Here is a 25,191-nt window from a genome sequence, read left to right on the forward strand (position 1 = left end):
CGAGTGTGTTGGTGCCTAATAAATGAAGCTGATATGAATTAACAGCGTCGTAACATATGCCACAGCTGATTCCGGGATGCAATGCCTGCGGTGCGGGTGGGAGTGGGTGAGACGGGTAGAATTGGTGAACGCCTTTAATCATTCAGGAGACCCCCGCCTTGCGTATCCATGCCCGTGCCGTTCAAGGTGAACTGACCCCCCTGCCCAACGTGCGCAACATCATCGCGGTCGGCTCCGGCAAGGGCGGGGTCGGCAAATCCACCACTTCGGTCAACCTGGCCCTGGCCCTGGCCGCCACGGGTGCCCGGGTGGGCGTGCTGGATGCGGACATCTACGGGCCGAGCATTCCGACCATGCTGGGGATTTCGGGCCGGCCGGAAAGCCCGGACAACAAGTCGATCATCCCGCTGCGCGCGCACGGGCTGGAAGCGATGTCGATCGGCCTGCTGGTGGAGTCCGACACGCCAATGATCTGGCGCGGGCCGATGGCCACTTCGGCGCTCAGCCAGCTGCTGGCTGATACCCGCTGGGGCGGGGAGGAAGGGCTGGATTACCTGATCGTGGATCTGCCGCCGGGCACCGGCGACATCCAGCTGACCCTGGCGCAGAAGATTCCGGTGGCTGGTGCGGTGATCGTGACCACGCCGCAGGAAGTCGCCACCCTGGATGCGCGCAAGGCGCTGAAGATGTTCGAGAAGGTGGATATTGCCACCCTGGGACTGGTGGAAAACATGGCCCAGCACGTGTGCAGCAACTGCGGCCACGTGGAGCACCTGTTCGGCCAGGGAGGCGCGGTGAAAATGGCTGAACAGTACGGCGTCCCGCTGCTTGGATCGCTGCCGTTGGAAGCACGGATCCGCGAGCAGGGCGATGTGGGCACGCCGCTGGTGGCGGCGCAGCCGGATTCGTCTGCCGCACAGGCCTATCGGGATGTGGCCCAGCGGCTGGTCGAGGAGCTGGACAAGCGTCCGCGGGCAAAGGTCTCGATTTCGGCGTCGCTGCTGTAAGCACGGCTACAATGCGCGGCTCACTGCCGCCTGCTGAGGAACAGTACTGCATGAGCATCAAGAGCGACCGCTGGATCCGGCGCATGTCCGAGGTTCCGGGCGGCATGATCGAGCCGTTCGAACCCGGGCAGGTGAAGCACGCGGCCGATGGCGAGCGGATCGTCAGCTACGGCACCTCCAGCTACGGCTACGACGTGCGCTGCTCGCGCGAGTTCAAGGTGTTCACCAACATCAATTCCACCATTGTCGACCCGAAAAACTTCGATCCGAAGAGCTTCGTCGACGTGGTGGATGACGTGTGCATCATTCCGCCCAATTCGTTTGCGCTGGCGCGTACGGTGGAGTTTTTCCGCATCCCGCGCGATGTGCTGGTGGTGTGCCTGGGCAAGAGCACTTACGCGCGCTGCGGGATCATCGTCAACGTGACCCCGCTTGAGCCGGAGTGGGAGGGCCACGTGACCCTGGAGTTCAGCAACACCACGCCGCTGCCGGCGCGCATCTACGCCAACGAGGGTGTGGCCCAGATGCTGTTCTTCCAGTCCGATGAAGTCTGCGAAACCTCCTACAGGGATCGCGGCGGCAAGTACCAGGGGCAAACCGGGGTGACCCTGCCGCGCACCTGACCGCGGGGCTCAGCCCCGCATGGATCAGCCCAGCAGGCCTGCCTGCAGCAACCTGATCCGTTCCACCAGCGCTTCGGGCGAATAGGGGTGGGCCGTGACGCGGCCCCACACCGGGGCCGGCCAGGCCGGGTCATCTTCGAACCGGGCAATGACGTGCACGTGCAGCTGTGGCACCAGGTTGCCCAGTGCCGCGACGTTGAGCTTGTGCGGGCGGAAGCCTTCCTTTAGCAGGTGCTGGGCCAGGTCAATTTCGTCCGACAGTTCCAGACGCTGGGCCGGATCCAGATCGATCAGTTCGCGCGCGCCGGCGACGCGCGGCACCAGCACCAGCCACGGATAATTCGCATCGTCCATCAGCCGCAGCTCGCACAGCGGCAGGGTGTGGACGGGGTGGGAGTCCGCGGCCAGGCGTTCGTCCAAGGCGTAGGGGCCGGGGTCTGTGTGTCTTGTCATGACGCCTCTCCGGGGCGTTGGCCCAAGGCTGCTGCGGGGAAGTTCAGGGTACCCGGCCCGCGTGATGGCTGCGCTATGCTCGACGGCGGCGCCGGCATGGGCGGCATGGGGAAATAGCAGGACACACCGGCGCAGTGCACACGGGGCAATACACACGGGTGGGACGCACATGCTGAGCGTGGGGGCGGTCGGGCTGGCGGCACTGCTGTGGTTGGGGGTGCTGTTTGCCGCGGCGCTGTTTGGCGAGCGCCATCCACAGGCCTTTGCCCGGCACTGGCGACACGTGTATGTGCTGTCGCTGGCGGTGCACTGCACCTCGTGGACGTTCTACGGCACGATCACCCAGGCCACCCGGCACGGCTGGCCGCTGCCGCCGACGTTCCTTGGCGCGATCCTGTTCTACACCCTGACTTTCGCATTCATGATGCGCCTGGTGCGACTGGCGCGGGAGAGCAACTCCACTTCGCTGGCCGACCTGATCGCCACCCGGCTGGGCAAGGATGCGTGGCTGGCTGCCACCGTCACCCTGGTGGCGGCGCTGGGGCTGATCCCGTACATCGCCCTGCAGCTGAAGGCGGTGACGATGAGTTTCGGCATCCTGACCGGAGCCATGGTAGTGGACGTGGCCCAGGTGCCGCCGTGGCGTGACAGCGCCCTGTACGTGGCTCTGGCGATGGCACTGTTCACCATGCTGTTCGGCACCCGGCGGGTCAGCGCGGCCGGACATAACCGCGGGCTGGTGCTGGCGCTGGCGTTCGAGTCGCTGTTCAAGCTGGGGGCGATGCTGGCCTTGGGCGCATTCGTGTGGCTGGCCTTGGGGCCGCTGCCGGAAGTGCCGCCCGCGCCGTTGGTTTCGACCGTCGGGGGGCCGTCCACTGGCGGACTGGTGCCGCTGATGCTGCTGGGCGGATTGGCCATGTTCATCCTGCCGCATCAGTTCCACGTGGCGGTGGTGGAGTGTCGCGACGAGGCCCACGTGCGCACGGCGCGCTGGCAGTTCCCGCTGTACCTGCTGCTGATCGCGATCCCGGGCCTGCCGCTGGCGAAGGCGGGCATGGCGCTGCTGGGCGACAGCGTGCCCTCGGATATGTATGCGCTGGCGGTGCCGCTGTCGCAGGGTGCGAACGGGATCGCGCTGTTTGCATTCCTCGGCGGGCTGAGCGCGGCGACCGGCATGGTGATCGTGAGCACGCTCACCTTGAGTCTCATGATCGGCAACCACTGGTTTGCGCCGGGGCTGCTGCGCGGCGCCTGGTCGCGGACCGGGAGCGGGGAGCGCGACCACCGCGGCGGCCTGCTGCTGCTGCGGCGCGCCGGGATCCTGGCCATCATGCTGCTGGCCTGGGCCTACGGCCGGGTGGTGGGCGAGAGCGAAATGCTGGCCGATATCGGCGCGGTGTCGTTCTCCGCGCTGGCCACGCTGGCGCCGGCATTGGGCTTCGCCGTCTGGCGGCCGCAGACGCCGCCGCGGGCGGCCATCGCCGGCGTGCTGGCCGCATTTGCGATCTGGGCGTGGGTGATGCTGGTGCCGGCGCTGGCGGGCACCGATTCCACCTGGCTGATGCAGGGACCGTTGGGATTGGCGTGGCTGTCGCCGGACGGGCTGTTCGGGCTCACCGGTTGGAGCCGGCTCGGTCGTGCGGTCGGAGCGACGCTGTTTATTGGCACGCTGGTGACGGTGCTGGTGGGACTGGCCGAGCACCGCGACGGGGATCGCCGCTCCGGCACGGCCGACTGGCAAACGCTGCGTCGGGCCGGGCGGCGCTTCCTCCCGCCGGCGCTGGTGGACCAGGTGCTGGCGCATGCGCCCACCAGCGGACCGGTACCGGCAGCCATCGAGGCCCGGCTGGAGCGTGAGCTGTCCGCTGTCCTTGGCAGCGCCTCGGCCCGGCTGCTGCTGGATGCTGCCCGGCGCGAAGCCGGACCGGATCTGGATACGGTGGCGACCATCGTTGGCGAGGCGTCGCAGGACCTGCGCTTCAACCAGCGGGTGCTGGAAGCCGCGCTGGAAAACATGAGCCAGGGCATCAGCGTGGTGGATTACGACCTGCGGCTGGTGGCGTGGAATTCGCGCTATGCCGAACTGTTCGACTATCCCGCCGAGCTGCTGCGGGTTGGCGTGCCGGTGGCTGATCTGGTCGGCTACAACGTGCGCGCCGGGCTCGCCGGTGGCGGCAATGTGCAGCTGGAAGTGGACAAGCGCCTGGCCCACATGCGCGTGGGCACGCCGTATGTGGCCGAGCGCCGGTTTCCGGATGACGCGATTATCGAGATCCGAGGCAACCCGATGCCGGGCGGCGGGTTCGTGGCTACCTTCACCGATGTGACCGCGTTCCGGCGCAGCGAGGAGGGCCTGCGGCAGGCCAATGAAACGCTGGAGCAGCGGGTGGCCGATCGCACTGCCAGCCTGGACCAGGCGCGGCGCGAGGCGGAGCGTGCCAACGATGCCAAGAGCCGGTTCCTGACCGCAGTGGGGCACGATCTGATGCAGCCGCTGCACGCGGCGCAGCTGTTCACCGATTCGCTGAGCCGGCAGCTGCCGGGTGGTCCGCAGCAGGAGCAGCTGGGGCAGATCCGCGGCGCGCTGGATTCGACCAGTGACCTGCTGACCGGCCTGTTCGACATGTCGCGGCTGGAGGCCGGCGGACTGGTGGCGCAGCCGCGCCGCTTCCCGCTGGCGGAGGTGCTGGATCCACTGGCGTCGGAATTCGGCGCGCTGGCAGCGGCACGCGGGTTGGTGTTCCGCTATCGCCCGAGCCGGGCCTGGACCAGCAGTGATCCGCAGCTGCTGCGGCGGGTGCTGCAGAATTTCCTGGCCAACGCGGTGCGCTATACCCGGGAAGGGCGCGTGCTGCTGGGGGTGCGGCCGCAGGGCGACCGGCTGCGCATCGAAGTGCACGACACCGGGCCGGGGATCGAGGCGGCGCAGCTGGCCTCGATCTTTGAGGAGTTCCGCCGTGGAGAAGGGGCGGCCGGGCAGGGGCTTGGCCTCGGCCTGGCGATCGCCGAGCGCATCGCGGACCTGCTGGATGCGCCGCTGCGGGTCAACAGCACCGTCGGCCGGGGCACCACCTTCAGCCTGCTGCTGCCGCGCGCGCCCGGTCCGCGGGTGGCTGCGCCGGTGCCGGCACGTGCACGGCTGGCCGGCACCAGGATCCTGGCGGTGGACAACGATCCGATGGCGCTGGAAGCACTGACGGGTGTGCTGCGGGGATGGGGCTGTGAGGTGGAAGTCGTGGCCGATGGCATGCAAGCGGCCGCGGTGCTCGAAATCCGCCCCTGTGCGATGTGGCTGTTCGATTACCACCTGGACGATGGCGATACCGGGGTGGCGCTGCACGCACGACTGACCGAGCGGTTCGGCGCGCGGCCCACGCTGATCCTGAGCGCGGATGGGACTGCGGAAGTGCGCAGGGAAACATTCGACGTCGGCTTGGCGCTGCTGTCCAAACCGGTGCGTCCGCTGGCGCTGAAATCCGTCCTCGACCGCATGCTCGCGGCCCAACTGTGATTCACGCGGCTTCGCGCGCGTGGCGCGCTCCTACAGGAGGGGTGGATACAATGGCCGGATGCCTTACACACCGATTGTCGCGACCCTTGGCTATGTACTCTCGCCCGATGGCAGCAAAGCACTCCTGATCCACCGCAACGCGCGCAAGGATGACCAGCACCTGGGCAAATACAACGGCCTGGGCGGCAAGATCGAAGCCGACGAAGACGTGGTTGCCGGCATGCGCCGCGAGATCCTCGAAGAGGCCGGCATCGAATGCGATGCGCTGCGTCTGCGCGGCACCATCAGCTGGCCCGGCTTCGGCAAGAATGGCGAGGACTGGCTGGGCTTCGTCTTCGTGATCGACCGCTACAGCGGCACGCCGTACGAATCCAACCCCGAAGGCACGCTGGAGTGGGTGCCGGTGGACCGGATCATGGAACTGCCGCTGTGGGAGGGCGACCGCGAGTTCCTGCCGCTGGTGTTCGATGACGATCCGCGGGCTTTCCACGGGGTGATGCCGTACCGCGACGGGCGCATGCAGTCGTGGAGCTACTCGCGGATCTGAGAGTGAACAAATTTCGCTTGATCGTCAGGATTGCTCGAGAGGAGAACCCGCTAAAGGCGGGCCGGAGTTGAGGTGCGTAGATGACTGGGCTACGGTCGAGAAAATACTTACAGGAGAGGTTAGGGATGAAACGTCTTCTTGGGTTGGTTTGTCTCGCAGGTGTCGTCGTCACAGGAAGTGTGTTGGCGCAGTCGACAGCGATCGGCGAACGCTTGGTAGTCGGTAATAAAGAGGCCGTTGCCGCTGACGGAGGCGCAAGAATCGCCGCAGAGAAAGCGTCAGTGCTTTACTTTGAGGATATGGAGCCGGTGGTGTCTTTCGAGGACGCCATACTGGAGGCCGGGGCTGAAGGAGTGATAGGCATTGCGGAGGGGATTTATTTCCCGGGGTCCAGAGTAATTCATTCTTCTGGACCCCTTTTCCTGCCAGCCACGCATCTGATATTTGATACCCCAATAGATGATCACGACGGTGCCATTGAGTTGACATGCAACAACGGCAAGATGTATCGGGACGGTAAGCCGACGGGAATTAGTTCCATCTGCCTTACTCGAGGAGTCAGATTTACGTGTCATGAGACCGGTACTGGCGGGTCATTGGACTTGGACGATCCGACCTGCAATTGAGTTGCGTCGTATAGGTGGGGCGCTGAGATAGAGTGCAGATGATCTGATATTTGTCGTGTAGTTAGGAATTCAGCCGGCGCGCAGGATCGCCGATCTCCAGCTCGCGCAGCACCACACTGGCATGGGTGCGGTTGCGCACGCCCAGCTTTTCGAAGATAGCCGACAGATGCGCTTTCACCGTGCGTTCCTGCACGTCCAGGCGATCGGCGATCTGCTTGTTGAGCAGGCCCTCGGCCACCAGTGTCAGTACACGGAACTGCTGTGACGTCAGACTTGCCAGGCGGCCGGCCAGGTCGGCGTCGCCGGGCAGTGAATCGGCGCGCTCCACCGCACTGCGCAGCGAAGGCGGCAACCACTGCTCGCAGGCCAGCACGGTGCGGATGGCTTCGCGCATTTCGTCCAGCCCCGCGCTCTTGGGGATGTAGCCGGCAGCGCCGTGATCCAGCGCACGGCGGATCACCTGCGGGTCCTCGTTGGCCGAGACCAGCACCACAGCCACTGCCGGAAATTGCGCACGGATGGCGGCGAGCCCTGCCAGGCCATGGTTGCCCGGCATATGCAGGTCGAGCAGCACCAGGTCGATCTCCGCATGCGTTTCCAGCTGCTGGATCACGCCGTCGAATGAATCCGCTTCGCAGGCCACCGTGTCCGGCACGGCTTCCAGCGCCGCACCGCGCAGTGCGGCGCGGAACAGGGGGTGGTCGTCGGCGATCAGAAGGGTGGGCATGATCTGATTGTAGGGTGCGCGAAGGGGGGCGCTGGCTGTACGAAGGTACGATGCCGGTGCAGGCAGCGGCTGATATCGTCGCTGCATGAAGGCAAAATCCGTCCGTATTCCAACCCTCGCGCTCACCATGCTGCTGGCAGCCTGTGCGTCCAGCAGTGGACCGGCAGCCCAGCAGACCATGACCTTTACCGACCTGCGCAACAGCGTTCACCGAGATGGCGACGACCTGCTCAGCGCCGGTCTGGGCGTGGCCGGGCTGCGTACGCCGGTCGCCCCGGCCTTCGCAGATCCGGAGCAGCCGACGGCCGATGAGCTGCGTCGGCGCGCGCTGTGGACGAGCTGGCGCGGCATTGCCGACCTGCGCCCGGGCGGGGTGGGCGATGAATTCGGCAGCCTGGATCCGGTGCCCGGGCGCGAATTCCACGCGCTGGCGCAGCTGCCGGGAGCGAACCATCCACACCGCGTGATGCTGCAGCTTCCAGACGCGTTCGATGCCGGCCGCCGCTGCCTGGTGGTGACGGCGTCCTCCGGTTCGCGCGGCATCTATGGATCGATCGCCGTCGCTGGCGGCTGGGGCCTGCCGCGCGGCTGCGCGGTGGCCTACACCGACAAGGGTGCGGGCAGCGATTATTTCGACCTGGATGCCGGCGTGGGTGTGGACGCCGCCGGCCAGGCCGGGGCGGTTCGTGACACGGCGGTGTTCGTTCCAGATGCCGCGGCCGATGCATCGGGCGTGGCCTTTGCCCACGCTCACTCGCAGGACAACCCGGAAGCGGACTGGGGCCGGCATGTGCGCCAGGCCGCTGAATTCGGCCTGCACGCCCTGGAAGAAGCCCTTCCCGGGCAGGGCCCGTTTACCTTCGACAACACCCGCATCATCGCCGTCGGCATTTCCAACGGCGGTGGTGCTGTGCTGCGCGCCGCGGAATTGGAAGGCGACTGGCTGGATGCGGTGGTGGCCGGAGAGCCCAGTATTTATTCGCAGGGTGAAAGCTCGCGCAGCCTGTACGACTACACCACCGAGGCGGCCCTGTTGATGCCCTGCGCCCTGGCCGGTCGCGACGACCTGCCGATGTCGCCACTGTCGCCGGCTTCCGCGCCGCTGCGCGCCGCGCGCTGCGCATCGCTGGCCGAAGCCGGTCTGGTGGAAGGCGCCGACACAGCACGGCAGGCGGCTTCCGCCTGGCAGCAGCTGCGTGATGCGGGCTGGAGCGATCAGGCGCTGCGGGCCGGAGCGCTGTCGGTCGATTTCGATCTGTGGCGTGCGGTGGCGGTGACCTACGCTTCGGCCTATGGCCGCTATCGTGCCGGCGAGCATCCCTGCGGCTTCGGGTTTGCCGCACAGAATGCTGATTTCAGTCCGCGTCCGACCACGGCCACCGAACGTGCCGCATGGTGGAGCGACGCCAGCGGCATCCCGCCCGGCAACGGCGTGGGCATCATCGACCCGCAGGCAGCAATGCCGGATCCGACCCTGGCCGGAGTGCAATGCTTGCGGGCATTGGCCACGGACGGGAGCGAAGCGGCGCGCCGGATCGGCGAGGGCGTGGCCGCCACGCGTGCCGGCCTGCCACGCGCCGGGCTGCCGGTGGTGCTGGTCCACGGTGTCGAAGATGGCCTGATTCCGATTGCCTTCACCAGTGATCCGTACGCCGCCTGGGCGCGTATCGCAGGTCGCCAGGTCTCGCTGTGGCGGGTGCATGGGGCGCAGCATTTCGACGGCTTCCTGGTGCTGCCCGATTACACCGCGCGCTATGTGCCGCTGATTCCCTATGTGCATGCAGCGCTGGATCAGGTAACGGCCCACCTTGATGGCGGCGCTGCGCTTCCAGCGGATGCCGAGATCAGGTCTGCGGACCGTGCGGGCGCGGCGGTGCCAACACTGGAACAGCTCTCCATTCCGTAATCCGGTTCACTTGTCCCGGTCAGGCTGCACATGCCTTGCATGGGCCGTTGCTATGATCGCCAGATATCCCGGGAGAGCGTGATGACGGACAAGAGGTGGCAGCAGGGGCCGTGGAGCCCGGCGGATTTCGAGCAGCTTGCACAGCAGTACTGGGGTGCGTGGGCCGAGACGATGCGCAGTGCAGTGCCGGGGTCGGGCGCGATGCACGGTGGCGCTGCGCCGGGACAGGCCGCAGGCATGCAGGGCTGGCAGGATGCGATCGACTGGTGGAGCCGCCAGGCCCGGGGAAACAGTACCGGCGCCGACGACGCGGTCGGGCGTTTCAACAGCCAGGCGCGGACCTGGTTCGCCCAGATGCAGGACATTGCAGCGCAGTTTTCCGGACGCGACCATGCCGCGCGCGACGTTGCATCGGCCTGGCGCGAGTCGCTGCGCAGCGGCGGTGAGGACATGTTCGCGCAGATGCTGGGCAGCATGCGCGGCGAGGGACTGAAGGGCATCGACCAGTGGATGGAAAGCGCGGCGCCCTATCTGGACGCCACCCTGCGGGAGGGCAAGGCCTGGTTGGGCCTGCCTGCGTTCGGTGTCACCCGTGAGCATCAGGAGCGGCTGCAGCAGCTGGCCCAGGCACATATCGAATACCAGCAGGCGGACAGCGTCTACAACGCGCTGATGCGCAAGGCCTCCCGGTCCGCATTCGATGTTTTCGAAAGCATGCTGGTTGAGCATGAGGAGCCGGGCCGGCAGATTGATTCGCCGCGCGCGCTGTTCGATCTGTGGATCGATGCTGCCGAAGAGGCCTACGCGGAAATCGCGCTGTCGACGGAGTTCCGCAAGGCCTATGCCGACCTGGCCAATGCCCAGATGCGCCTGCGCGCGGGCATCCAGGAACAGATCGAGCAGGCCAGCCGCCAGTTCGATCTGCCGACCCGCAGCGAGCTGGACGGCGCCCATCGCAAGATTGTCGAGCTGGAGCGCGCGGTGCGTCGCCTGCGTGACCTGGTTGAGGCTGGGCAGGCAGACAGGCCTGCGGCGAAGGTCGCAAAGAAGACAACCGCCGCCAAGCGTGCAGCGCCGGCAAAGAAGACAGCGAAAAAGGTAACGAAGAAGGCTGCGAAGAAGATGGCTGCGAAGAAGGCACGCCCGGCGCGCAAGGCCACCACCAAACGGACGGAGGGTTGAGATGACCGGACCGCTCAACATCGGCATGGATCGGATCGTGGAAGATGCCGCGCGCATGCAGCGCAAGCTCGGCGCCGGGCTGCAGAGCCTGCGCGAAGTGGGTGATTTCGACTACGGCGCAACCCCGAAGCAGGAAGTCTGGCGCGACGGCAAGGTCGTGCTGTACCGCTTCATCGGTGACAAGGCTCCGACCGCCAAGGTGCCTCTGCTGATGAGCTACGCGCTGGTCAACCGGCCGTACATGGTTGACCTGCAGGCCGACCGGTCCATCGTCCAGGGCCTGCTGTCGCGGGGCGAGGATGTGTACATCATCGACTGGGGTTATCCGGACCGGTCGGACCGGTTCCTGACCCTGGAGGATTACATCCAGCGCTTCATCGGCGGCGCGGTTGACCACCTGCGTCAAACCTTCGGGCTGGACGCGATCAACCTGCTGGGCATCTGCCAGGGCGGGGCGTTTTCGCTGTGCTACGCGGCCCTGAATCCGGAGAAGGTGCAGAACCTGATCACCATGGTCACCCCGGTCGACTTCCACACCCCGGACAACATGCTGTCCAACTGGACCCGGGACCTGGACGTGGACCTGTTCGTCGACACCCTCGGCAACGTGCCGGCGGACCTGATGAACTTCACCTACCTCACCCTGAAACCCTGGCGCCTGTTCGTGCAGAAGTACGTTGGGCTGGTGGATATCCTCGACGACAGCAAGGCGCTTGAGGACTTCCTGCGCATGGAAAAATGGATCTTCGATTCACCCGACCAGGCCGGCGAGGCCTTCCGCCAGTTCATCAAGCAGTTCTACCAGGGCAACGGATTCATCAACGGCGGCATCACCATCGGTGATGATGAGGTGCACCTTGGTCTGGTGGAGATGCCCGTGCTCAATATCTATGCCGAGCATGACCACCTGGTGCCGCCCGATGCGTCGCGCGCGCTGAAAGACGTGGTCGGCAGCAGCGATTACTCAGAGCTGTCATTCCGAGGCGGGCATATCGGCATCTACGTGTCCGGCCGGGCGCAGAAGGAAGTGCCCAGCGCAATCCATCAATGGCTGGCCGAAAGGTCGTAAGCAAGAGAACCGCCACCATGGCCAAACCCACTCTGTCCCGCGCCACGGATGACCGCGTACTCGTCGGGGTCATCGGCGGTATCGCCCGCCGTTTCGGCTGGAACTCCACCATGCTGCGGGTCGTGTACGTCGTCGGCTCGGTGCTGTCAGCCGCCTTCCCCGGGATTCTTGTGTATCTGATCCTGTGGCTGCTGATGCCCGAGGGCGACTGAGCGGCGGCATGGGCCGGCTCGGCCTGTTGGCGCTGCGTGCACTGGGCATGGCGTGGACGTTGCCCAACACGCTGCTCGGGCTGGTGCTTGGTACAGCGGGGCTTCCGTTTGGCGCGCGCGCGCACCTGGACCGCGACGAGCTAGCCGTGGTCTTCAACCGCTGGCCCTGGGGGCCGGGCGGGGCAATCACCTTCGGCAACGTGATCATCCACACCGGCCCGTCGCTGGACGTGCGCTGCATGAGCTATGCGCGCCGCGCGGGACATTGCCAGGAAGCGCCGATGCGACTGGGCGACCATGAACGCGCCCACGTCCACCAGTACATGGTGCTGGGACCGCTGTTCCTGCCGCTGTACCTGTTATGCGGCGGGATCAGCGTACGCAACCGCTTCGAGCGTGCCGCGGATCGCTACGCGCTGACCGGTCGCGGCTGGTGGCCATGGGGGTGAGCGATAGGTTGCCGATGAACGGTGAAGCGATTTGACGTGGTGCTAACGAAGCCTGCAGTAACCTGCAACCGTCGAAGAAAAAGCGGGAAGGCGAAAGCCGGACGGCAACAGCTTCGACAAGGAAGGCTCAGCCATCCGGGGTCATACCCGGGAGACTGGGCCTTCTGCTTTGTGGGGTGGGCTCCAGCTGTGCGCTGCCGTATTCCCCCTCCAGGCGGGGGTGTGTGATCCACTCCGCCAGCAGGCGCAGGTAGCCATCCGGGTGGCGCAGCATGATGCGCCCGTCCTCGCCTTCGGCGAATTCATAGATGCCGTGATCGGTGTCCGGGAACACCGCCAGGTCCACCGGAACCCCGCGGGATTGTAGCAGGCGGATGCGCCGCAGCGTCTCGGCGTTGGGCGCCTCCAGGTCCTCGCCGGCGATGATCCAAAGCTGTGGCATTGCGAGCGCTTCAAGCACCGGCATCGGCTCGTATTCCCAGCTTGTCTGCACATCCAGGCGCGCGAATATCGCGCGCGCCACCCACTGCGGCAGCCAGGCCGGCATGTCCAGGATCCGACCGGTGAAGTCTCCGCGCACGTCGGCAAACCACGGCTCGTCGCCGTACCTGCGGCGCACATCATCCAGCTCTTCGAAGCCGCGGGTGAAGCCGGATGTGATCAGCAGCGCGGTTGCGTCCGTGATCCCGCGCGCCCTGGCCAGCACTTCGTCGTCGTGACCGGCTGCGCGCAGGTCGTCCATGACCTGCTCGCGATCTTCTGCCAACGCGGTCTCGGCCAGGCCGTACTGGGCAACCACGTAGTCGACGTCCGCGCGTGATGCCGCCAGCGGGGCGATCCAGCCACCCTGACTGCTGCCGAGGAAGCCGGTGCGCGAGAATCCTCCCGGGCGCATGCGCCGGGCGGTCTCCAGCGCGGCGACGGCGTCGTCCGCCAGCACGTGGAAATCCTGCGTGTATTCACCCTGCGAGCCGCCGGTGCCGCGCTTGTCGTAGACGAACACCGCCACGCCCTGGGCCGGCAGCAGGTACTGCGTGGGATAGACGTCCACGCCCGAATAGTCCTCCGAGCCGTGCACGAGCACGGCCAGCGGCACCGGGCCGTCCGCATGCGCCGGCATCACCAGGCGTCCGCGCAGGGTCAGATCGCCGCTGGTGAACGTCGTGTCCTGCGTTGGAAGATCCAGCCGCGTGGCGGTGCCGACAGGGCCGTCCCGGAGTTCGAACTCCATCCGGTCGGCCGGGCAGGGCCCGAAGGTGGCCGAGGCCACCGTCGGCCCGTCCTGTCGCCAGCCCTCCAGCGCCGCGTATCGTCCCTGGTCGTCTTCCGCCCGGAACAGCCCGATGCGTCCGTCGAGGAAGCGGTAGCGGAGGTTGCCGTTGGCCGGCGCCAACACCATCGTTTCGCCGCTGTCGAAGGTCCAGGCCCCGACCTGGCAGGCGAGCTTGGCCGGCAGCTCCGGGGCGTCGTTGCTGCAACCTCCCAGGAGCGCGGCGGCCAGAATGGCGGCGGCGAGCGGGCGGCCGCGGGTGATGATGCTCATTGAGGGCGCTCCTGGAAAGGTTGCCATGTCGAAGATCCACCCGCAGGCACGCCGCTCGGATCGAAGCGGCGTTCGGCGAACAGAATGCCGTCATCGCCCACCAGCACCACCGTGCTGCAGCGGGTGCCGTACTCATGATCCAGGACGAACGGCGGGGACAGTCTGCGCTCCAGATCGATGCCCACGCCGGTGTCAGGCAGGGTGTTGTCGGGCGCGATGGCTCTGTCGGCCAGGGCGGCGAACAGTGGATCGATATCCGGAGCGGCGCTGGCGGCGGCTCCGCTATCGGGCAGCGATTGGATCCATGATTCGAGTGCGCGCGTAGCCAAGGTGCTCTTGGGCCAGGGCGCGTCGAAGGCGCCGTTGGACATGGCATGGATGCCCGGTGTCACCGGTGCGTGCTGGGCCCGCGGCTGGTTGCTGGCGAAGGCGAGGTCGCGGCCGTCCCACAGCAGCAGGTTGAACGGGCCGAACTGTTCGGCTTCGTTCTGCAGGACCCGCACCGACGCCAGTGCGCTTCCACTGCCCCGCACGAAGTCGCGTACCAGCGACCCGCGCGAGCGCGGCGCAGCTTCCGGCGAAAGGCCGTTACGCACGTTGGTGACCGCCGCCAGGCGCCCGCGCGTGGACGCCTGCAGCCAGCCGCCGCCGGCCACCAGATCGCGACCGCCGTACACGTGCGGCGCATCGGGATCAAATCCGGCAGGCGCCGTCGGCCGCGCGTGCAGCTCGTCGCGGTTGGCGATCAGCGCCAGCGGGTAGCGCGGGTGGACCTTCCAGGCCAGGGCAATGAGGCACATGGCCCGGACTCTATCAGTCGCCTTTGCGCGCGGCCTCGATCGCGGCGATGTCGATTTTCTTCATCGTCATCATCGCCTGCATCGCACGTCCGGCCGCTTCGCGGTCCGGGTCGGTCATCGCCTCCAGCAGCGCCCGCGGGGTGATCTGCCAGGAAAAGCCCCAGCGGTCCTTGCACCAGCCGCACGCGCTCTCGCTGCCGCCGCCATCGACGATTGCGTTCCAGTAGCGGTCGGTCTCGGCCTGGTTTTCGGTCAGCACCATGAAGCTGACCGAATCGGTGGGCGCGGACTCGGGGCCACCCTGCAGGCCCAGGAATTTCCGTCCCAGGACCGTGAATTCAACCGTCAATTCGTTACCACGTTCGCCACCGGGATAGTCGGTGGCAGCGTGCATGGATTTGCCGACCCGGCTGTCAGGGAAGGTCGCGGCGTAGAACTCCGCCGCCTTCCGGGCCTGACCATGCTTGAAGGCGATGCAGGTGATCATCTTGCCCATGGCTTGTCTCCTCAGTCGTCCAGGATGGTTTCGAAGCCGCCGTACACCATGCGCTTGCCGTCGAAGGGCATCTCGCTGCCCGGCATGCGCGTATCTTTCATCAGCTTCGGCCAGGCCTCGTTTCGCGCCTGTTTTGATGGCCACTCGATCCAGGAGAACACGACCCCTTCGCCTTCTTCGGCCAACACCGCGCGGCGGAAGTCGGTGACCTTGCCCTCGGGCACGTCGTCGCCCCAGGCTTCGACTACGCGCAGGGCGCCGTATTCGAGGATCACGTCGGCCGCCTTGCTTGCCATCTCGCGGTACGCCTCGCGATTGCCGGCCGGGACCGGCAGCAGGTAGCCGTCGATATAGCCGCCGCGGGCGCTGCCGGCATCAACCAGCGGATCGAAGCCGCCGAAGATCATGCGCTTGCCGTCGAAAGGCATCTCCGGCATTTCCTGCATGCTCGGATCGGCCATCATTTTCTCGAACGCTGCATCGCGCGTGGCCTTGTCCGGGTATTCCATCCAGCCGAACACCACGGCTTCCTCCGCGGTCGCCTGCACCGCGCCCTGGAGGTCGTTGCGCTTGCCCTTGGGCACGTCGTCGCCCCAGGCTTCGACCATGCGGGCGGCGCCGTACTCCTTGAACAGCGGCAGCGCCTGGCGGGCGTGTTCGAGATAGGCCTGCTTGTTGACCGTCGGGACGGCGGCCAGGAATCCTTGAACATAGGTCATCGGGATTGCTCCTCTGATTGCTGTGTAGTCACGACAGGGCTCGTTGAAGATCCTGCGCCTATGAGTTATAAAAAACAACTATGAAGTTAGAAAAAATTAGTAAAGATGAGGGCCCCGTGCCCAAACGCTGGTACGACGACGCCTGTGGGACCGCGCTGGCGCTGGAGTTCGTGGGTGAGCGCTGGTCGCTGCTGGTCATGCGTGAGCTGATGCTCGGGCCGCGCCGCTTCTCCGAACTGAAGGCCGACCTCACCGGGATCAGCGCCAACGTGCTGACCCAGCGGCTGGAAGGACTGGAGCGGTCGGGAATCGTGCGCAGGCGCAAGCTGCCGCCACCGGCCAGCGTGCAGGTCTATGAGCTGACCGAATGGGGCCTGGAGGCCGAACCGATCTTCCAGACGTTGGGCCGCTGGGCGGTGCGCTCGCCGCTGCACGACCCGATGCGTCCGCTGTCGGCGGTCTCAGCGATGCTTTCGCTGCGGACCATGCTGCGGCTTGATCGCAAGCCACTGTCGATGGCCGTGGCGTTCCGCTTCCCCGGTAATGCGTTCGTCGGTCGGCTGACGCCGGATGGGCTGGAGATCGAGCGCGGTGAGACGGAGGAGGCCGATGTGACGCTCGACACCGACACCAGCACCTTCGTCACCCTGGTCTACGGCAAACTGCCGTTCAAGCAGGCGGAAGGAGAGGGCACGCTGCGGCTCGGGGGCGATCGGCGGTTGGCGCGCCGGTTCGTGGAGTGCTTTGCACTGCCCGCCAAGGTCACCGAGGCGTCGGGGGCGTAGCCCCGACCTACGTGCCCGGAGGCGGGCATGGCAAGGCCGCGTTTGGTGCCGGAAGAGGGCACCACAAGCGAGCCGTAACCCATTGATACATAAGGGTTATTTCGTTTCGGTTTGGGTGAGTTACCGCCAAACTTACCGCGAGCTAAACGGCGTTGGCCGGGTTCGATTCCGGCGGCAAACGGACGGCGACAGCGCCACATTAGCGCGAACGGTGGCGAGCCGCTACAGGCCAGCGAACGCGGCAGCGACATCGGCGCAGCGGGCCAAGCGTCACGCAAGCAAAGCGCCAGCGCGAAGCGTGCGAGCCGCTACGCAAGCCGCGCAAGGCTGCCGGGGCACGTCTGCCCCTGCGGCTGCGGTACGGCTACAGGCAACCGCTACGGCGGTCCTAGGCGCAGCCGCTACGCATGGCAGGCCACGGCACCGGCAGACGACAACAGCGGCACCAGCGAGCGCCAGCGCGGCACCAGCCGCAACAGGGCGGCAGCAGCGCCAACGCCGGCCAGTAGCGCGGCGCAGCGGCCACCGTCAGCACCAGCGGCCACCGTAGCCGGCTAGCCCTAGCGCCGCCCCTGCGGCTGTCCTAGGCCATCGCAAGGCGCGGCGGTGTCGATGGGTCGGCAGGGACAGCAGGGCAGCAAGGGGCGACAGCGACGGCCTAGCGAGTAGGGCGGGCATCGCCGCTGCGGTCCGGTTTGGCGTTTTGATTTTGATTTGCCCTTGCCGCTGGCGCTGGCTCGCTGGCTCACCTTGGCTCACTTCCCCCCCTATAGGGGGGGGAATGTGTGAGCCAGTAAGGGCCGGTCGTGAGCCACCAGTGAGCCAGCGTGAGCCACTTTGCCGAAAAACGTTGATATAGCGCCGTTTTGGCGTGAGCCAGCGTGAGCCACCAGTGAGCCAGCGTGAGCCAAAGTGGCTCACAGGGGTGAGCCAAAGGGGCCATTTTTTGGCTCACGTGAGCCAACGCTTTTTTAACGTTAGAGAGGGTAGGGAAACGGGATACTCCCACCACTTCCCCACCACTTCACCACCGCATTAGCCACCCATAACCCAATGGCCCATAGTCAAGCCGCAACCCATACCGCAAGGATTCACCATGACAACCGAACGCGTGGAAGCGATCACGAAAGCGGCGCTGGCATTGGCGCAACACTTAGCGGATTGCAGTAGCGAAGAACGCGAAGCCGTAGGCCAACGCATCGCCGATAACTTCCAGCGTCGGCAATCGGAACGATCATCCTTACCGCGCTACGGCACAACGCCGGGGGACGGGTCGCAGGGGAAACCTGCATCGGTTCCGCTAGACGACGCGCACGGCTTTGAGTTGCTGCAAATCTACTTGGCAGCGGCAGCCGGCGACGCTTGGCAGGGATGGCCGTCTAAGGGCGACGCCTAGCGCCTTGCAGCCCTGCCCGCCCTTCCTGCCGTCTATGTGTGCCCCGGCCACCAGCTAGGCGGCAAGGGGCAGGCGCGGCGACTGTGGCGCGGCAGGAAGGGCGGTAGTCAGGACGCCCAGCTGACGGCTACTTCCGTCGCCCACGCCTTGCGCAGACAGCCGTAACGGATGGCGTCGGCCCCGTGGTCCGGGCCGCTGCTATCCAAGTCCTCGATTCGCTTTGCGTCGTGGGTGAGATACGGCACCGTCGCCCAAAAGTAGTCGCAGGACCGCGACACGTAGAGGCCGGGGCGATCTGGCTTGCCAGCGTCCTGTAGTAGCCGCCTCATACGGTTCCAGCCGCTTAGCCTGTCCGCCTTGCGCGCAGGCTCGAAGTGGACGCCGGCCAGCTTGAATTCGTCCGCGATGCTGCCGGCGCCGTGGCCGGTTCGGGCAAAGATCGCATCATCGGCCACGCCGGACGGCTCCACGCTCCAACGCGCCGCCAGCGACCGGATGCCCTCGGCCAGTACCGGCACGGTCCAGCCGTTGCCTTGATCCAAGCTGTCACCGCGCGTCGTGGCGAGTTCGTCCACCACAACAAGGCTGTCACGCGGATACCAGCGGCCATCCGGTCCTGTGTCGCCGGGACTGACCGCGAACACGTATGTCGCCGATGGCGCGGATGATCCGAAGTCATGGGCAAGGTAACAATCCCAACCGGGCGGCAATTCCGGCCAAGGGTCTACCGCGTTTCGATCTTCATCGAGCACGTGGGCAAAGTACGCGCCACGGTTTACGGCCCAATCGCCGCTGATCCATGCGCGCAACAGTTCGGGATCGCCGGGACATGCCGACTCCAATTGACTACGGTATTGGTCGCGGTCGATAAAGCTATTGCCGTCGAAGGTCGAAGGCGCATAGACCCATTGGCGTTTCGACTTCTCTTCATCAAACGGCAGCCAAGGCCCGGACGCGAAAACGTAGCGACGCGCTAGCCAATGGTGACCTACGCCACCGGGATTCGCGGCCATCACCATACGAATGGGCACATTCGCCGGTCCGCGAAGGTTGGACCGCAAAATATCCAACAGGTCCGGCGATGCAAACTGACCAGCTTCATCCACCAGCAGTAGGGTAAAGCTGCGGCCTTGATACTTCGCGTAATCCGAATGGCTTTCAAGCTGGCCCAACTCCATATAACCGCCGTTGGGCATCCGCCAGACGTGTTCCGCTGCGTTATACCGGGCTGCGGTGGCGTATATCTTGCCGAATATCTCACGCGTGATTAGCTCAAAATCCGATAGCCCTTTATAGGTCTTGCGGATATAAAGGATGCGAGCATGTTTGCCATATTGCTCGATATGCCGTAGCGCCAACAGCGCCAGCAGGTAGGACTTGCCGCCACCACGGCCACCGCCTAGAAATACGTCAAGTTCTTCCGGCAGCGCCATTACCTGATTTTGAAATTCGCTTAGCGCGATCGTTTCGCTAGTCATTGTCGTGGCCCACCTGTTTCACCGGCCAGCCGTCCGCGTCGGTTCCCTTGTCTTTCGCGCCCTTGCCCTTCCTGCCGACGGTCGCCTCCAATGCGCCTTTGAATTGCGCCATCGGCAAAGCGCCGGGAAGCTGGAAGTTAATCTGTACCTTGTTCGCTTGGTCGGATTGATCGCCTTCCCGGTAGCCGTGCCGCGCCTTCAATAGAAAAATGGCGGCGGTCGTATTGGCTTTCGTCGTGGCCTGCGTAAACAGCGCATTGAATAGCGCGTGATGCTCTTTCTCGCGTCCGGCTTGGAAGGCTTCCTGTAATTCGCTGTCCTCTTCCATCCAACGTTGTAGCGTCTCAAACGCGCAACCCAACCGCGTAGCGATGGCCCGTTTGCTGTAGCCAATCGCGGACCATTCCTGAATTTTGGTAGCCGCGTCCTTCGGCGGCTCTTTCTTGACGCCGCCGACTGCCCTTTTTGCTTTCGTCATGTCATCACCCATTGAAACCGGGGCGGCGTTGCACCGCCCCGGCGTTGGCGTCACTTGGACAGCAGGAAGGCCAGCGGTACGGCCTTGCGCTCGGCTGCCACGCGGTCCCAATGGGACGCGCCGCGAAGGTCGGCAAGCGACGGCGACATTTCCACCAGCGTTCCTTCGACCCAGCTAAAGCCGGCAGGGTGAACCGCGATGTTCTGGCGGCTGTGGAGTACCGACATGCCACCGCCGTTACCTGCGGACGGGACCGATTCGATTTCCGTGCCATCCGCCACGGTCGGTTCGGCCATGCCGTAGCCCAGCGCACCATTGCCAAACAGGATGGACGTATAGACGCCACCATCGGCAAAGAGGGCATCATCAACGATCACCGCAAGGCCGCGATACAAGGCGATGCGGCCACCCTGCGACGGCTGCATAAAGTCGATCAAATCGGCTTTAAGGGCTGCGCGGTACTTGTCGCTGTGCATGGCGATGCCGGTAACAGCTTCCATGTTGTCGCCCATCGTTCCAGCGGCATCAATGACGGCTTCCGCGCTGAAATTGGCGGCGTCGCCGGTTTCGTCGGAAATGTCATGCACCATGTCGCCGGAATCATTGGCGATGTTGTCCGCCATGACGCCTTGCAGGCTCGCGACAATGCGCCGCTGCAACTGGCGATCCCAGTAGGCTGTAACGCGGTCTTGAATCCGTCCGATGGCATCGGCGCCGGCCAGTTCGCTGGCGAGATTCATGCTCGACCACGACGCGTGCAGATAGGACTTGCGGACGCGCTGCGAACCGGCAGACAGCTTGCGCGGCGTGCTGTGGTCGTCCGGGTCGTCGTTCGACAGGTCGGCTTCTTCGTTGCCAAGGTCACGCCAGAAAGGCACGGCGAACGCGTCGGAGCCGGCGCGAAGCTGCGTATCAATTACCGCATTGCGAGTCGCAACGCCGGATTGCACCAGCGCGGAACGCTCGAAAGTGTTTTCAACGATGTACGGGGTGAATGCCGACGGTACGATAACGTCGGAAAGGCGAGTAGTAGTCATGGGGTATTGCTCCGAATCAATAGAAAGGATTGATTCGGCAAGCGCCGGGACGTGGCGTTAATGCCGCCGCGTGACTACGCGGGGAAAGACGCGGACCCGGACAGCGAGTTACTACGCGCTACCGGGTCGCATCGGAAGATTATCACAGAATCATTTAAGGCCGAACCGCTGCGGCGGTGCCTGCGACGCTTCCGGTTGTTTGACGGTTGACGCGCTGCCCATGTGCGCGGTCGCCCCGCTGCCGGTCGCCTTGCTGCCCGCCAGCACCGAAGCAAAGCGGCGCTGATCGTCGGACCATTCGGCAGCCGGCAGGGAGGGCGGGAGCAGGAAGCACGCCAGCGCGGCTGGCTCGAAGGCGACGGGCTGCGCCTTGCCGTCCGGTCCTGTAGCGGCCAGCGGCTCGCCTTCGCTGTCCACAATGCGCGGCCTTTCGTCGTCGCCCAATTCAAAGCGGTAGCCGGCGCGGTCGAACAGGGCACGGAAAATAACCGGGTCGGTAGCGGTCTGTTCGATCAGCCGTTCAACCGGGCCGTCCAGCCTGATCGCCTTCAAGTCGCCGGCCAGCTTGTCGCGCTCCGCCTCTACTGTCGACAGCTTCGCTAGCGCGTCGTCTTTCGCTTTGCGTTCGGCGCGCTTTTCCTCTAGCAGCGTTTCGGAATGACGCCGCAACCTTTCGACTTCGGCGGTAAGGGCTTCATGGTCTACGGTCTTTTCAGTCATGGTCGTGATTCCTTGTGACGGTAAGTTTTTCGGCCAGCTTGTCGAGCAAGCCGCGATTGCGCGGGCTGTTATCTTTGTCGCGCATACCCCGGACAACTTCGGCCAAGACTTGCGCGTTATGTTTAGCGGTCTTTGTCTCGAAAAATAAATGTCGGTTATGACGCCGCAACCTTTCGACTTCCTCGACTAGTTCGGCGCGTGATAATTCGTCTGTGTATCTATCCGGTTTCATTTTCATATTGCCTCCTACGGCGTCCAATCTTTGCGCGGCTGATCTCAATTCCCATTGCCTTTAGCGTCGCTTCGGCTTCGCGTTCGCTTAGCTTGTAGCCGCCGCCAACTGCGGCAGGCTCTAGAATGATTTGATTGATTAACTGTTCCTGCACGGCTGCCGCCGGGTCATCCGGCAAGCGCAAGGCGGCGGGAGCCGGCCCGTCGTCTATCTCGACCGGCTCTAGCTCAAACAACATCGGCGGCGGCGGTGCGGCGTCTTTCGACTTTGTGTTATTCATGCTCACGCGGTCGTTTTTATCGCGTTCGATCATTATTTCCACGTCTAGCGCGGCGTAATAAGCGGATGAACCCCGCGCCCTTGCGCCGTCGTGGCCGGTATGGTGGATGACTAATACGGTTACGCCTTGCAGTTCGGCGCGCATACGATCCAGCGCCGCGACAAAATGCGACATTGCGGCGGCGCTGTTTTCATCCTCGCCATTGAAGGCGCGGGCCAAGGTGTCGACCACGATCAAGCGGGGCGGGCCGTGCTCTGCCAGCATTGAACCGATCGCGGCGACGATTGCCCCGACGTTTTCGGTAAGCGGTGGCAGGCGGTCCGCAATGAACAACGGCACGGCTTCAAGCGCCGCATCGTTCACCTTGGCCCACGCCTTCGCCCGTCGCGTGAGTCCGGCCACGCCTTCGCCCGCCAAGTAGAACGCGGGACCGGCTTTGACTTCGCATCCGAAAAATTCCCGATCCGATGCGATGCAAAGCGCCATCGTTAGGGCGCAAAACGACTTGCCGCTTCCGCTGCGGCCAATCATGCCGGCGAGCGTGTCGACCACTAGCCAGCCGTCAATCAAGTATTCGGGCGGCGGCGCGGTCAGCAGTTCGCCAATGTGTCGGAAGGTCAGCAGCGGGCGGGCGGCAGGGAGGGTAGAGGCCGGGGCGCTTCCGGTATTGACCCAGCCGCCAGCCTGCGCGCGAGCGAACAGGACAGCCGCGCCACCGTCATACGGTGTCAGCTTGGACCATGCCGCTTTGTTGCGGCGCTCGATGTAGTGCGCCGGGGAGGTCTGTGACCATGCATCAAGCAGCTCCCATCCTTCCGGGTAACCGCGCAGCGAACAGGCGACCATGCGCCAAATCTCGCTGTTGGCAGCGTCTAGGTGGCGCAAGGCATCGCGCACCGCTGCCACATCCAAGCCTGCGGCGTTGCTGGCGGCGTCGAACGTCGCGGGCAAGGTGGCATGGGTGCCGGTGACAGGTGCCGCCCCTGCGACCGCTGGCGGCGTTCCTGCCGTTGCCGTTCCTGCCGACAGGGGCAGGTGATGAACGTTCGGCGGAAACTCGCGGCGGATGGCATCGGCGCTGTATCGCTGCCCGCTGCTAAGGTCGTCACGCATCGCCACCGGGTACGGCTCGCCCTTCCGATTGTGGAAGCCGGGAAGCCGCATCACGCGGGGCAAGTCGCAAACGACAGGATCACCGCCGAAGCGCGCCGCGATGGCCTTTTGAACCGGCTTGAATTCGTCTAGCGGCAGCGCGTCGGACAGCAGCCAATAAGCATGGAAGCGATTGGGCGACGATTGCACGACGATAGAGGGCGGCAGGGTGCAACCCATGACTGCATCAAGCGGCGCATTGTCCAAGTCTGCGAACACGGCCCGGACGTGCGTAATTGACGCCGCATCCTGCCCACCTTCATTCACCACCACAAAGACGCCATGCCCGTTGGCGTTGGCATGTTCCAGCTTGTCGAACGCTTCCGACAGCGGGGCGGCGTACTTTGCGCCGTTGCCTTTGGTCGGTTCGCTAAACGTGCGGAAATGGAAGCCATCGGCAGCAGGGGCAAGGGCAGCTAGGAACCTTCCGGCTTCCCCGGCACTTGCCCACGCAAAGGGCGCAGCGTCCGGGGCGATCATGCTTCACCTGCCGCCTGCGCGTGCCATAGGCGGTAGCCGTGCCCCAGTTCCACCAGCTTGGCGACGATATGGGGCGGGACGGCATAGCGCATTGCGTCGCCGCCTTCCGGCGTGAGCGTCGAAAGATCAACCGATGCGACAAACGGCGTTTTGTCCGCCGTATACGGCGAGCGAACAACCGGCCAGCGATGGCCGGGATGCGAAACAATCCGCCAGCTGTCCGCATTGGCCACCAGCTGCGCGAACACGTGGGCACGGTTCGGCGGCAGCAGCTTTTCAGGGATCGCGGCGGCCATCTCATAAAGCAGCTTTGCCACTCCGGTTATTACTTCTTCCGACAGGTTGGCGGCAAGGGCGGCGGTAACGTCTTTATCAATCATTGCGGCCCCCGTTGCGCCTTGCGCCATGCTTCGTATGCGTCGCGGATGGCGGGCTTCACTTCGGCGGGCACTACGTGGCCGTCTACCTTCAAGCCAGCGTTTAAAACGTCCTTAATCGCGTCCCATTGCTCGAAGTTGACACACTTCATGCCGAAGGTTGGGGCGTTGTCGCCGGAATAGATCGGCGGACGAATAAAGGCGCATGGATAATCGGAACGCCATGCCACGCGCCACACGTTAGCGTCGTCGGTAAGCTGGCCGATTAGATCGTAACGGGCCGTCGGATCGGGCGGCATGTTCCCGGCTTCGGGGTGCAGGCAAATCATCACGCCAAGCGCGAAAATTCCGGCGCGGGCCTTGGGGCAGCAAGGCGCATCCGCACCGGCGCGAAGCATGGCAGCGGCAGCGGCGGCGTTCATGGCTGCCCCCAGCCGGTCGCGGCGGCAGGCTCGGCGGCAGCGGTCGGGGCGGCAGGCTCGGCTTTATTGCGGGCTGCCCATGCCAGCGGATCGCGCAACCAGTCGCAGACTTCGGCGGCGTCATACAGGCTGGCGCGTGCGCTGATTCGCTGCGGCGCTGGAAACTCGCCCGCTGCAATCATGCGGTAAATGGTCGGACGCGACAGACCCACGACGGGGACAATCTGCGCGATGCGGACCCGGCCCACCAGCGGCGGGTTATCTCGGGCGGTTCCTTGCGGGGCGTTCATGTTATCTCCAAACGAGTTAATAGGTTCGGAGCCAGTATTGAGATAATCCCCAATTACGCAACAGAACAATGCTCTTCGTTTTTGAAACAATGATAAAAGCCAGCGTAAACAAGCACTTAGCGTGGGCCGCATATTGACCGTCCGATATACCAATACGATGTAACAATACGGTTGCGCAAGTGCTATAAATTAAG

At 65.0% G+C, this 25,191-nt stretch carries 28 protein-coding genes and 1 pseudogene; 12 read left to right on the forward strand and 17 right to left on the reverse strand.

The features are described from left to right. Positions 1–158: 158 nt before the first annotated feature. Entirely contained in the window at positions 159–1,007 is an 849-nt protein-coding gene (gene apbC / locus WCE59_RS00285) for an iron-sulfur cluster carrier protein ApbC (RefSeq protein WP_343256713.1), read from the forward strand. Between the two features lie 50 nt (positions 1,008–1,057). Then, entirely contained in the window at positions 1,058–1,630 is a 573-nt protein-coding gene (dcd, locus tag WCE59_RS00290) for a dCTP deaminase (protein WP_343256714.1), read from the forward strand. A gap of 24 nt (positions 1,631–1,654) precedes the next feature. On the opposite strand, the gene WCE59_RS00295 is transcribed toward dcd, so the two are convergent. Beyond that, positions 1,655–2,083, reverse strand: a complete 429-nt coding sequence (locus tag WCE59_RS00295) for an HIT family protein (RefSeq protein ID WP_343256715.1) — start codon at positions 2,081–2,083, stop codon at positions 1,655–1,657. A gap of 169 nt (positions 2,084–2,252) precedes the next feature. Between WCE59_RS00295 and WCE59_RS00300 the strand changes: the two genes are divergently transcribed. The 3 genes from WCE59_RS00300 to WCE59_RS00310 all read left to right on the forward strand — a co-directional run bounded on the left by WCE59_RS00300 (position 2,253) and on the right by WCE59_RS00310 (position 6,767). Continuing rightward, on the forward strand, positions 2,253–5,594 hold the full coding sequence (locus tag WCE59_RS00300; protein WP_343256716.1) for a hybrid sensor histidine kinase/response regulator: 3,342 nt from the start codon (positions 2,253–2,255) through the stop codon (positions 5,592–5,594). Positions 5,595–5,652: 58 nt separating this feature from the next. Further along, positions 5,653–6,141, forward strand: a complete 489-nt coding sequence (locus WCE59_RS00305; protein ID WP_343256717.1) for an NUDIX hydrolase — start codon at positions 5,653–5,655, stop codon at positions 6,139–6,141. A 125-nt stretch (positions 6,142–6,266) separates the two neighbouring features. Beyond that, positions 6,267–6,767, forward strand: a complete 501-nt coding sequence (locus tag WCE59_RS00310; RefSeq protein WP_343256718.1) for a hypothetical protein — start codon at positions 6,267–6,269, stop codon at positions 6,765–6,767. A 61-nt stretch (positions 6,768–6,828) separates the two neighbouring features. Here the strand turns inward: WCE59_RS00310 and WCE59_RS00315 are convergent, their stop codons facing one another. Further along, positions 6,829–7,494: a response regulator transcription factor gene (locus tag WCE59_RS00315; protein WP_343256719.1), complete on the reverse strand. Its 666-nt coding sequence runs from the start codon at positions 7,492–7,494 to the stop codon at positions 6,829–6,831. 85 nt (positions 7,495–7,579) lie between these two features. Here WCE59_RS00315 and WCE59_RS00320 point away from each other — a divergent pair, with 85 nt between their 5' ends. The 5 genes from WCE59_RS00320 (at position 7,580) to WCE59_RS00340 (ending at position 12,312) form a co-directional block, all read left to right on the forward strand. Then, complete coding sequence (locus WCE59_RS00320) at positions 7,580–9,400, forward strand: 3-hydroxybutyrate oligomer hydrolase family protein (protein ID WP_343256720.1); 1,821 nt, start codon at positions 7,580–7,582, stop codon at positions 9,398–9,400. Positions 9,401–9,481: 81 nt separating this feature from the next. Next, the gene (gene phaE, locus WCE59_RS00325; protein WP_343256721.1) at positions 9,482–10,582 is read left to right on the forward strand and encodes a class III poly(R)-hydroxyalkanoic acid synthase subunit PhaE; all 1,101 of its coding nucleotides are present in this window, start codon (positions 9,482–9,484) and stop codon (positions 10,580–10,582) included. A gap of 1 nt (position 10,583) precedes the next feature. Beyond that, positions 10,584–11,651 carry a class III poly(R)-hydroxyalkanoic acid synthase subunit PhaC gene (locus tag WCE59_RS00330; RefSeq protein ID WP_343256722.1) on the forward strand — a complete coding sequence of 356 codons (1,068 nt, stop codon included), beginning with the start codon at positions 10,584–10,586 and terminating at the stop codon, positions 11,649–11,651. A gap of 17 nt (positions 11,652–11,668) precedes the next feature. Then, positions 11,669–11,863 carry a PspC domain-containing protein gene (locus WCE59_RS00335; RefSeq protein ID WP_343256723.1) on the forward strand — a complete coding sequence of 65 codons (195 nt, stop codon included), beginning with the start codon at positions 11,669–11,671 and terminating at the stop codon, positions 11,861–11,863. Between the two features lie 8 nt (positions 11,864–11,871). After that, positions 11,872–12,312 (forward strand): hypothetical protein, encoded by a 441-nt coding sequence (locus WCE59_RS00340; protein WP_343256724.1) that lies wholly within the window; start codon positions 11,872–11,874, stop codon positions 12,310–12,312. A 127-nt stretch (positions 12,313–12,439) separates the two neighbouring features. On the opposite strand, the gene WCE59_RS00345 is transcribed toward WCE59_RS00340, so the two are convergent. The 5 genes and pseudogenes from WCE59_RS00345 to WCE59_RS00365 all read right to left on the reverse strand — a co-directional run. After that, positions 12,440–13,855, reverse strand: coding sequence for an alpha/beta hydrolase family protein (locus WCE59_RS00345; protein ID WP_343256725.1), 1,416 nt, complete (start codon positions 13,853–13,855; stop codon positions 12,440–12,442). Next, on the reverse strand, positions 13,852–14,655 hold the full coding sequence (locus tag WCE59_RS00350) for an NRDE family protein (RefSeq protein WP_343256726.1): 804 nt from the start codon (positions 14,653–14,655) through the stop codon (positions 13,852–13,854). The genes WCE59_RS00345 and WCE59_RS00350 overlap by 4 nt, the downstream gene beginning before the upstream one ends. Positions 14,656–14,668: 13 nt before the next feature. Further along, positions 14,669–15,151 carry a VOC family protein gene (locus tag WCE59_RS00355; protein ID WP_343256727.1) on the reverse strand — a complete coding sequence of 161 codons (483 nt, stop codon included), beginning with the start codon at positions 15,149–15,151 and terminating at the stop codon, positions 14,669–14,671. 11 nt (positions 15,152–15,162) lie between these two features. Next, a complete protein-coding gene (locus WCE59_RS00360; protein ID WP_343257082.1) occupies positions 15,163–15,534 on the reverse strand; it encodes a DUF1428 domain-containing protein in 372 nt (123 codons plus the stop codon). Continuing rightward, a pseudogene (locus tag WCE59_RS00365) lies at positions 15,520–15,870 on the reverse strand (DUF1428 domain-containing protein); the annotation flags it as partial. The pseudogene WCE59_RS00365 and the gene WCE59_RS00360, both read right to left, overlap by 15 nt. Positions 15,871–15,986: 116 nt before the next feature. On the opposite strand from WCE59_RS00365, the gene WCE59_RS00370 reads away from it, so the two are divergent. Continuing rightward, entirely contained in the window at positions 15,987–16,655 is a 669-nt protein-coding gene (locus WCE59_RS00370) for a winged helix-turn-helix transcriptional regulator (protein ID WP_343256728.1), read from the forward strand. 401 nt (positions 16,656–17,056) lie between these two features. Here the strand turns inward: WCE59_RS00370 and WCE59_RS00375 are convergent, their stop codons facing one another. Then, positions 17,057–17,200: a hypothetical protein gene (locus tag WCE59_RS00375; RefSeq protein WP_343256729.1), complete on the reverse strand. Its 144-nt coding sequence runs from the start codon at positions 17,198–17,200 to the stop codon at positions 17,057–17,059. A gap of 551 nt (positions 17,201–17,751) precedes the next feature. Here WCE59_RS00375 and WCE59_RS00380 point away from each other — a divergent pair. Then, entirely contained in the window at positions 17,752–18,051 is a 300-nt protein-coding gene (locus tag WCE59_RS00380; RefSeq protein WP_343256730.1) for a hypothetical protein, read from the forward strand. Between the two features lie 107 nt (positions 18,052–18,158). Here the strand turns inward: WCE59_RS00380 and WCE59_RS00385 are convergent, their stop codons facing one another. The 9 genes from WCE59_RS00385 to WCE59_RS00425 form a co-directional block, all read right to left on the reverse strand. Continuing rightward, positions 18,159–19,529: a phage terminase large subunit gene (locus tag WCE59_RS00385; protein WP_343256731.1), complete on the reverse strand. Its 1,371-nt coding sequence runs from the start codon at positions 19,527–19,529 to the stop codon at positions 18,159–18,161. Further along, positions 19,522–20,007, reverse strand: a complete 486-nt coding sequence (locus WCE59_RS00390) for a hypothetical protein (protein ID WP_343256732.1) — start codon at positions 20,005–20,007, stop codon at positions 19,522–19,524. The genes WCE59_RS00385 and WCE59_RS00390 overlap by 8 nt, the downstream gene beginning before the upstream one ends. Before the next feature lie 50 nt (positions 20,008–20,057). Further along, the gene (locus WCE59_RS00395) at positions 20,058–21,044 is read right to left on the reverse strand and encodes a major capsid protein (protein WP_343256733.1); all 987 of its coding nucleotides are present in this window, start codon (positions 21,042–21,044) and stop codon (positions 20,058–20,060) included. A 150-nt stretch (positions 21,045–21,194) separates the two neighbouring features. Further along, the gene (locus WCE59_RS00400; RefSeq protein ID WP_343256734.1) at positions 21,195–21,764 is read right to left on the reverse strand and encodes a hypothetical protein; all 570 of its coding nucleotides are present in this window, start codon (positions 21,762–21,764) and stop codon (positions 21,195–21,197) included. Next, positions 21,757–22,002, reverse strand: coding sequence for a hypothetical protein (locus WCE59_RS00405; RefSeq protein WP_343256735.1), 246 nt, complete (start codon positions 22,000–22,002; stop codon positions 21,757–21,759). The genes WCE59_RS00400 and WCE59_RS00405 overlap by 8 nt, the downstream gene beginning before the upstream one ends. After that, on the reverse strand, positions 21,983–23,908 hold the full coding sequence (locus WCE59_RS00410; protein WP_343256736.1) for an AAA family ATPase: 1,926 nt from the start codon (positions 23,906–23,908) through the stop codon (positions 21,983–21,985). Before WCE59_RS00410 ends, WCE59_RS00405 begins: the two co-directional genes overlap by 20 nt. Then, the gene (locus WCE59_RS00415; RefSeq protein WP_343256737.1) at positions 23,905–24,288 is read right to left on the reverse strand and encodes a hypothetical protein; all 384 of its coding nucleotides are present in this window, start codon (positions 24,286–24,288) and stop codon (positions 23,905–23,907) included. Before WCE59_RS00415 ends, WCE59_RS00410 begins: the two co-directional genes overlap by 4 nt. Continuing rightward, a complete protein-coding gene (locus WCE59_RS00420; protein ID WP_343256738.1) occupies positions 24,285–24,707 on the reverse strand; it encodes a hypothetical protein in 423 nt (140 codons plus the stop codon). The genes WCE59_RS00415 and WCE59_RS00420 overlap by 4 nt, the downstream gene beginning before the upstream one ends. Next, the gene (locus WCE59_RS00425; protein ID WP_343256739.1) at positions 24,704–24,997 is read right to left on the reverse strand and encodes a helix-turn-helix transcriptional regulator; all 294 of its coding nucleotides are present in this window, start codon (positions 24,995–24,997) and stop codon (positions 24,704–24,706) included. Before WCE59_RS00425 ends, WCE59_RS00420 begins: the two co-directional genes overlap by 4 nt. Positions 24,998–25,191 lie beyond the last annotated feature (194 nt).

The sequence above is a fragment of the Luteimonas qiangzhengi genome, from assembly GCF_039548515.1.
Taxonomy (GTDB): domain Bacteria; phylum Pseudomonadota; class Gammaproteobacteria; order Xanthomonadales; family Xanthomonadaceae; genus Luteimonas.